This is a genomic window from Streptomyces sp. (assembly GCF_050698815.1).
Lineage (GTDB): Bacteria > Actinomycetota > Actinomycetes > Streptomycetales > Streptomycetaceae > Streptomyces.
Window position 1 is genome coordinate 1 of record NZ_JBOHCV010000633.1, and the last position, 4584, is coordinate 4584.

General features: G+C 69.8%; 3 protein-coding genes and 1 pseudogene. 1 reads left to right on the plus strand and 3 read right to left on the minus strand.

The window, feature by feature from the left end; translation table 11 throughout:
* Positions 1-146: 146 nt before the first annotated feature.
* A complete protein-coding gene (gene glmS, locus ACRDP3_RS22900) occupies positions 147-1973 on the minus strand; it encodes a glutamine--fructose-6-phosphate transaminase (isomerizing) (RefSeq protein ID WP_431518884.1) in 1827 nt (608 codons plus the stop codon).
* Positions 1974-2046: 73 nt separating this feature from the next.
* Complete coding sequence (locus tag ACRDP3_RS22905) at positions 2047-2352, minus strand: hypothetical protein (RefSeq protein ID WP_431518885.1); 306 nt, start codon at positions 2350-2352, stop codon at positions 2047-2049.
* Positions 2353-2545: 193 nt separating this feature from the next.
* On the opposite strand from ACRDP3_RS22905, the gene ACRDP3_RS22910 reads away from it, so the two are divergent.
* A complete protein-coding gene (locus tag ACRDP3_RS22910) occupies positions 2546-4162 on the plus strand; it encodes a beta-N-acetylhexosaminidase (RefSeq protein ID WP_431518886.1) in 1617 nt (538 codons plus the stop codon).
* A 123-nt stretch (positions 4163-4285) separates the two neighbouring features.
* Here the strand turns inward: ACRDP3_RS22910 and ACRDP3_RS22915 are convergent.
* A pseudogene (locus ACRDP3_RS22915) lies at positions 4286-4408 on the minus strand (SHOCT domain-containing protein); the annotation flags it as partial.
* Positions 4409-4584: the final 176 nt, after the last annotated feature.

Consider the following 4584-nt stretch of genomic DNA (forward strand, 5'->3'; position numbering starts at 1 on the left):
CGTAGCGTCGTTCCAACGGCGTCAGGACGCGCTCCGAGAAGCGCGGACCGAAGCGGGCCAGCGTGTCCCGGATCCGGGCGACCTTGATGATGTCGACCCCGAGCTCGGTCGTGCCCTCGGGCGGGGATCCGAGCCCGGCCATCGCCCTACTCGACCGTGACGGACTTCGCCAGGTTGCGCGGCTTGTCGATGTCCCGGCCGAGCGCCAGCGCCGTGTGATAAGCGAGCAGTTGGAGCGGGATGCCCATGAGGACCGGGTCGAGTTCGACCTCGTTGCGGGGCACCACGATCGTGTGGTCCGCCTTCTCGTGCTCCTGGTGCGCCACGGCGAGGATCTTGCCGCTGCGGGCCTTGATCTCCTCCAGGGTGGCGCGGTTCTTGTCCAGCAGTTCGTCGTCCGGGAGGATCGCGACCGTCGGCACGGCGGGCTCGATCAGCGCGAGCGGCCCGTGCTTGAGCTCGGAGGCCGGATAGGCCTCGGCGTGGATGTAGGAGACCTCCTTGAGCTTCAGCGACGCCTCGCGGGCCACGGGGTAGCCCCGCACGCGGCCGACGAACATCATGCTCTTGGCCTCCGCGTAGTCCGCCGCCAGCTTCTTGATGTCGTCCTCGCGGCTCATGATCTCTTCGATCTGCCCGGGCAGCCGCCGCAGTCCGGCGATGATCCGCTTGCCGTCGGCGACGGAGAGGTCGCGGATGCGGCCCAGGTGCAGGGCGAGCAGGCCGAAGGCCACCGCGGTGTTGGTGAAGCACTTGGTGGAAACGACGCAGACCTCGGGGCCCGCGTGTACGTACACGCCGCCGTCCGTCTCGCGCGCGATGGCGGAGCCGACGACGTTCACCACGCCCAGTACGCGCGCGCCCTTGCGCTTGAGCTCCTGCACGGCCGCGAGGGTGTCGTAGGTCTCGCCGGACTGGCTGACGGCGATGTAGAGGGTGTCCGGGTCGACGACCGCGTTGCGGTAGCGGAACTCGCTGGCGGGCTCCGCGTCCGCCGGGATCCGGGCCAGCTCCTCGATCATCTGGGCGCCGATCATGCCGGCGTGGTACGCCGAGCCGCAGCCGAGGATCTTCACCCGGCGCATCCTGCGCGCCTCCCGGGTGTCGAGGTTGAGGCCGCCGAGGTGCACGGTCGCGAACCGGTCGTCGATACGGCCGCGCAGCACCCGGTCCACCGCGTCGGCCTGCTCCGCGATCTCCTTGTGCATGTAGGTGTCGTGGCCGCCCATGTCGTAGGACTCGGCCGCCCATTCCACCGTCTCGGGCGAGGCCGAGGTGCGCGAGCCCTCGGTGGTGTACGTGCGGTAGTCGTCGGCCTTGATCGTGGCCATCTCGCCGTCGTCCAGGGTGACGACCTGGCGGGTGTGCGAGACGAGCGCGGCGACGTCGGAGGCGACGAACATCTCGCGCTCGCCGATGCCCAGGACGACCGGCGATCCGTTCCGGGCCACGACGATGCGGTCGGGGAAGTCGGAGTGCAGGACGGCGATGCCGTAGGTGCCCTCGACGTGCCGCAGCGCCTCCTGGACCCGGGCCTCCAGCCGCTCGGCCTGGGCGCGCGCGATGAGGTGGGTGAGGACCTCGGTGTCGGTCTCGGAGACGAAGGTGACGCCGTCGGCGGCGAGCTTGGCACGCAGCTCGGAGGCGTTGTCGATGATGCCGTTGTGTACGACGGCGACCTTCTCGTCCGGGTCGACGTGGGGGTGGGCGTTGACGTCGTTGGGGGCGCCGTGCGTGGCCCAGCGGGTGTGGGCGATGCCGGTGGTGCCCGCGAACCGTTTGGGGATGCGCTCCTCCAGGTCACGGACCCGGCCCTTGGTCTTGGCCGTTTTCAGGCCCGCGCTCCGGCCGGTGCCGCTGCTGTGGATGGCGATGCCCGCGGAGTCGTACCCCCGGTACTCCAGCCGCTGCAGGCCCTCGAGCAGGAGCGGGGCCACGTCACGCTGACCGATATATCCCACGATTCCGCACATATTGGCTGGTGCCTCTCCCTCGTCCGTGTCCACTTGGTTCGGTCGTCGGTGCTGTCGTGCCGTCAGCCGGATGTCATCCGTAGACGATGCGGCGCAGTTGCCGCAACGAGAGACCGGGCGGCGCCACCGCGCGGTGCGGCAGCTCGGCCGAAATCCTCGCGAAGATGTCCGGATTGGCCAGCCCGCCGGACTGCAGTTCGCGATGACGGCGGCGTACGTACTCCTCGGTCGTCTCGTCGAAGTACGCCAGGACGTCCAGCACGACCCGGGCCGCCTCGCCGCGCTGGAGCGGCGTGCTGCGGACCAGATGGTCGATGAGGTCGTCGTGGACCGGCGTACGGACTTCGAGCACACCTTGATATTGCGGGCTCGATCCCATGAACGCAAGAAACCTGCCCGATATCGGGCAGGTGTGTCGGAATTACGGACGGTGAGTGCGTCCGCGCGTTCGATAACTGGTCTACACCTTGACCGCCGCCGGGGTGAGCGGTACGAGTGTGACGGCTCGGTCACTCAGACATAGACACAGCACACACCCCACACGTGAACGAAGCCCGTCGAAGGGACCGCTCGTGAGACGTACCCGGCCGCTGCTGCTGTGCGCCGTCCTCCTCGCCACCGCTCTGCCCGGCTCCGTCACGGCAGCCGCCGCCGAGCCCCCGGCTCCGCCGGACCGTAAGCCCACGCCGCTGGACCAGGTGATTCCGGCGCCCGAGTCCGTACAGGCAGGCGGTGCTCCGTTCACCATCGGCGAGCGGACCGTGATCCGGGTGAGCGGGGCGTCCGAGGAGGCCAAGCGGGTCGGCGGTCAACTCGCCGCGCTGCTGCGGCCGTCCACCGGTTTCCCGCTGCCGGTCACGACCGAGCGCGGCCCGGACGGCATCCAGCTGAAGCTCGGCGGTGGCGGGGAAGCCCGCAAATCCCGGCTGGGCGAGGAGGGTTACCAGCTGAAGGTCACCGAGCGCGCCGCCGTGATCAGTGCGCCCACCGGCAGCGGGCTCTTCCACGGCATGCAGACGCTACGTCAACTGCTGCCGCCACAGGTCGAGTCGTCCGCGCCGCAGCCCGGACCGTGGCAGGTCGCGGGCGGCACCATCACCGACAAGCCGCGCTACGCCTACCGCGGCGCGATGCTCGATGTCTCCCGGCACTTCTTCAGCGTCGACGAGGTCAAGCGCTACATCGACCAACTCGCCCTCTACAAGGTCAACAAGCTGCATCTGCATCTCTCCGACGACCAGGGGTGGCGCATCGCCATCGACTCCTGGCCGCGGCTGGCCACGTACGGCGGCGGCAGCGAGGTAGGTGGCGGACCCGGCGGCTACTACACCAAGGACGACTACCGGGAGATCCTGCGCTACGCCGACGAGCGCGAGCTGACCGTCGTACCCGAGATCGACATGCCCGGACACACCAACGCCGCGCTCGCCTCGTACGCCGAACTCAACTGCGACGGTGTCGCGCCGCCCCGGTACACGGGCACCGAGGTCGGCTTCAGCTCGTTGTGCGTACCCCTCGATGTGACCTACGACTTCGTCGACGACGTGGTGCGTGAGCTGGCCGAGATGACCCCGGGCCGCTATCTGCACATCGGCGGCGACGAGGCGCACTCGACCAGCCATGAGGATTACGTCGCCTTCATGGAGCGGGCGCAGAAGACCGTCGCGAAGTACGGCAAGACCGTGATCGGCTGGCACCAGCTCACCGGCGCGAAGCCCGCGGAGGGCGCCGTCGCGCAGTACTGGGGCACGAGCGGGGCCGAGGACGAGCCCGAGGTCGTCGAGGCCGCGAAGAAGGGGACCCGGCTGGTCCTCTCCCCGGCGAACCGCGCCTACCTCGACATGCAGTACAACGAGGACACGCCGCTGGGCCTGCACTGGGCGGGCTATGTCGAGGCGAAGCAGTCCTACGACTGGGACCCGGGCAGCTACATCAAGGGCGCGCCCGCCGATGCCGTGCTCGGGGTCGAGGCGCCGCTGTGGTCGGAGACGCTGGAGAACAGCGAGCACATCGAGTTCATGGCGTTCCCGCGGCTTCCGGGGATCGCGGAACTCGGGTGGTCGCCGGCGTCGGCGCACGACTGGGAGAAGTACCGGGTGAGGCTGGCGCAACAGGGGCCGCGCTGGGAGCAGTTGGGCATGGACTACTGGCGCTCGCCGCAGGTGCCGTGGCCGGCTGACGCGAGTTGAAGTGAGTTGATGTGAGTTGACACGGGCTGACGCGGGCTGACAGGGCTGAACCGGCCGGCCGTACGAGAGCCGGCCGGGGCGCCCGCCCGGGCGCCGGTCAGCAGGCAGGGCTCCGTTCGCACGTCAGAAGCGGGCGAGGACCGCCTTCTTCGCGGAGGCGAACTCCTCGTCGGTGAGAACCCCTTCGCGGTGCAGCTCGTCCAGCTCGCGAAGTCGCCGCAGCAGGCTGTCGTGGTCCGTGGTGTCCCTCTCCCCGCCCTTGACGAGGGACGGGGGAGGGGTCTCCTCCAAGGCCGGGCGCGTACGGGCGGACGGAGAGCCGGCCGCGGACGCCGCCTCCGTCCCGCCCGGGTGCGGCAGGCGGGCCGTCACCGGTCAGGCGCTGTTGCTCCCGCCCGGGGTGTACCCGCCGCCGACCGTAC

Bases quoted from the DNA above. Each gene is read 5' to 3' on its own strand.
- glmS (WP_431518884.1), bottom strand. From the start codon at position 1,973: ATGTGCGGAATCGTGGGATATATCGGTCAGCGTGACGTGGCCCCGCTC.
- ACRDP3_RS22905 (WP_431518885.1), bottom strand. From the start codon at position 2,352: ATGGGATCGAGCCCGCAATATCAAGGTGTGCTCGAAGTCCGTACGCCG.